The organism is Nostoc cf. edaphicum LEGE 07299 (genome assembly GCF_015207245.1).
GTDB lineage: Bacteria > Cyanobacteriota > Cyanobacteriia > Cyanobacteriales > Nostocaceae > Nostoc > Nostoc edaphicum_B.
On record NZ_JADEXF010000864.1, the window covers coordinates 1 to 2922 of the forward strand.

General features: G+C 42.4%; 3 protein-coding genes and 1 pseudogene. 2 read left to right on the forward strand and 2 right to left on the reverse strand.

The genetic code is table 11. From position 1 onward, the window contains the following. Positions 1-159: 159 nt before the first annotated feature. Positions 160-474, forward strand: coding sequence for a hypothetical protein (locus tag IQ229_RS21855; protein WP_194047337.1), 315 nt, complete (start codon positions 160-162; stop codon positions 472-474). 128 nt (positions 475-602) lie between these two features. Here IQ229_RS21855 and menB read toward each other — a convergent pair whose 3' ends face one another. Then, positions 603-1436: a 1,4-dihydroxy-2-naphthoyl-CoA synthase gene (gene menB / locus IQ229_RS21860; protein WP_194047339.1), complete on the reverse strand. Its 834-nt coding sequence runs from the start codon at positions 1434-1436 to the stop codon at positions 603-605. A gap of 139 nt (positions 1437-1575) precedes the next feature. Between menB and IQ229_RS21865 the strand changes: the two genes are divergently transcribed. Continuing rightward, on the forward strand, positions 1576-2460 hold the full coding sequence (locus tag IQ229_RS21865) for an Rpn family recombination-promoting nuclease/putative transposase (protein WP_194047341.1): 885 nt from the start codon (positions 1576-1578) through the stop codon (positions 2458-2460). Between the two features lie 258 nt (positions 2461-2718). Here the strand turns inward: IQ229_RS21865 and IQ229_RS21870 are convergent. Further along, a pseudogene (locus tag IQ229_RS21870) lies at positions 2719-2922 on the reverse strand (2-succinyl-5-enolpyruvyl-6-hydroxy-3-cyclohexene-1-carboxylic-acid synthase); the annotation flags it as partial.

The following is a 2922-nucleotide window of genomic DNA, read 5'->3' on the forward strand; positions in this document are numbered from 1 at the left end:
ATATAACAAGATTATAAAAATATCCTGAAGTTTATTTTTTACTTGGGATCGCTGAAACCTATAGAAAATAATGACTTTTTGGCTTTTCTCCGTCTTTATATATAGAAGCAGAATATAAAGATGAAATTCAGCCAGAAACAACACTAAAGATGAATCCGAATGAAACCTATTAAAGTTTTAGCATCCGCCTGTAGATATTGCCGTCATTACCAGCCAGAAGGTCGCCGTGGTGGAACGTGCCAGCAGTTGGGCGCACCAGTTCAAGCGACTTGGAAGGCTTGCTCTTTGGCGCTTCCACCTTTTGCACCTTCTTGGGAAACCTTAGAAGATGCTTGGGGTTTGCCAGATGCAGCTCCAGTTTTAACATCTTGTCAATCTTTAGCCTCAGATTTAGACAATGCTGCCCTTGTCTCTCTAGAGGAAATAACGGCCTCTATATCTGAACAGGTAAAAACTAAAGCAGTGGTCATTTAGTCATCCATTATTACTGGACTGAGTTTGCAGTCTGCTTAAAATAAGATTTGTTTTTAAGATTTTTAGTGCTGTAAAAGTTGATATCTACAAAAATCGCACCTCATTTAAGGGGAGCGATTTTTGCAATTCTAAGGTAGCCAAGGAAAAGAGCGAAAATCTGGTGGCCGCTTTTCGAGAAAGGCTTGTTTGCCCTCAGATCCTTCTTCTGTCATGTAATAAAGTAGGGTGGCGTTGCCAGCGAGTTCTTGTAAACCAGCTTGTCCATCACAATCAGCATTGAAGGCGGCTTTGAGACATCGAATTGCGATCGGACTTTTTTCTAAAATCTCCTGTGCCCATTGAATACCTTCGGCTTCCAGTTGTTCGACTGGAACGACGCAATTAATTAAGCCCATTTCTAGCGCTTGTTGTGCATCATATTGGCGGCAGAGAAACCAAATTTCTCTAGCTTTTTTTTGTCCCACGATGCGGGCGAGATAGCTGGCTCCAAAACCACCGTCAAAACTGCCGACTTTCGGGCCAGTCTGCCCGAAAATGGCGTTATCGGCAGCGATGGTAAGGTCGCAAATTAAGTGTAGGACGTGTCCACCACCGATCGCATATCCAGCTACTAAAGCAATCACGACTTTCGGCATGGAACGAATCAGGCGTTGTAAGTCCAGGACATTTAAACGAGGGATGCCAGTATCATCCACATAACCCGCATGTCCCCGCACACTTTGATCACCACCTGAACAGAAGGCATATTTGCCATCAGTATGTGGCCCATAGCCAGTAAATAGGACGACACCAATAGTAGTATCTTCACGAGCATTACAGAAAGCGTCGTACAGTTCAAAGACTGTTTTAGGACGAAAAGCATTGCGTTTATGGGGACGGTTGATGGTGATTTTTGCAATGCCATCAGTTTTTTGATACAGAATATCTTCGTAGGTTTTGGCAGTTTGCCAGTTAATTTGCATTGGTATGGAGTACGCTGTTGCTTCAAGAATTTTATCGTGGACGTAGGGACATGCGATACCTGCGGTGGGCTACGCCTACGCTAAAATTGGTGTCTCAAACCTTTACAATCTGGTAATTGTCTGGGGTGGAGGAATCAAAATGCGACGTGACACCATTTTCTACAAATTATTTAAGCAATTTCCGGGTTTGCTATTTGAATTAGTAGATGAACCACCTCCAGAAGCAGAAAACTATCAGTTTGAATCAGTTGAAGTGAAAGAAACCGCGTTTCGGATTGATGGAGTATTTTTACCTCCGGCTGATGCAGTGTCCAAAACCGTCTTTTTTGCTGAAGTGCAGTTTCAGAAGGACGAAGACTTATATCACCGCTTCTTCAGCGAATTGTTTTTGTTTCTCTACCGCAACTCGATTCGTTACGATGATTGGTTTGGAGTGCTGATTTTTGCTTCTCGCAGTCTGGAACCTTCTTCCTCTTCAATTCACCGCGCTTTGTTGGAAAGTGGTCAAGTCAGGCGGGTTTATCTGGATGAGTTGGGAGATTTGCGACAGCAACCTTTGGGATTAGGTTTGATGTTGCTGACAAATGTTACTTCTGAAACCGAAGCAGTTGAAGGGGCACGGTTTTTGTTGGAGCAAGCACGGCAACAGTCGCAGCAAGCGATAATTGATTTAGTGACGACGATTATCGTCTACAAGTTTTCTAAGCTTAGTCGAGAGGAGATTGCAGCGATGTTGGGACTGAATTTGGAAGAACCACGGGCTATTCTGGAAGCGAAGGAAGAAGGACGAGAGGAAGGAAAGGTTGAAGGAAAGATCGAAGGAAAAGTTGAAGGAAAGATTGAAGGAGAAAGAACTATCGTTTTACGACTATTAAATCGGCGTGTAGGTAATATTCCTGATGCGCTTCTGTCCCAGATTCAAGGGTTATCGGTGGAACAGTTGGAAGCTTTAGGTGATGCTTTGTTGGATTTCTCTACTCTTGCTGATTTGGAAGGGTGGTTACAAGGTCAACCAAGAGGGTAAGTTTCACGCAGAGGACAAGGGCGATCGCTAAAATTGATATCTCACCTAAAGGCGCTGAGAAGAATGCAAGAGTGTGATCTATTCAAATGCAAACTGCTGTAAGTAAATTATGCAAACTTTATGTGTACCTTATACCCAGCAGAGATGCTGGGTATAGGGCATTTAGTTATCTTTCTTATTTTTCTAATTTTGATACCAAAATTGTCTTACTTAATGACTATATTTTCTCTTTCTATTGAAAAATACCTAACAGAATAGTTAAATTTCAATGTATGTGGCAAACTTTCTTAAATTCTCTTGTCGCCACTTTGCATCAGCTTTGCGATTTGTCTGCAACTCTAAAACTCGAATTCCTGTAGCTGGTAGTGGGTTTAATCTTTGCTGCAACTGCTGCCAAGAAGTTATTAATTGATGCTGCACATTATAAGTAGCGCACAACTGAGCAAAATCAATATCCTGGGG

Excerpts from the sequence above, each read along its gene's own strand:
- IQ229_RS21855 (WP_194047337.1), top strand. The coding sequence starts at position 160 with ATGAAACCTATTAAAGTTTTAGCATCCGCCTGTAGATATTGCCGTCAT.
- menB (WP_194047339.1), bottom strand. The coding sequence starts at position 1,436 with ATGCAAATTAACTGGCAAACTGCCAAAACCTACGAAGATATTCTGTAT.
- IQ229_RS21865 (WP_194047341.1), top strand. The coding sequence starts at position 1,576 with ATGCGACGTGACACCATTTTCTACAAATTATTTAAGCAATTTCCGGGT.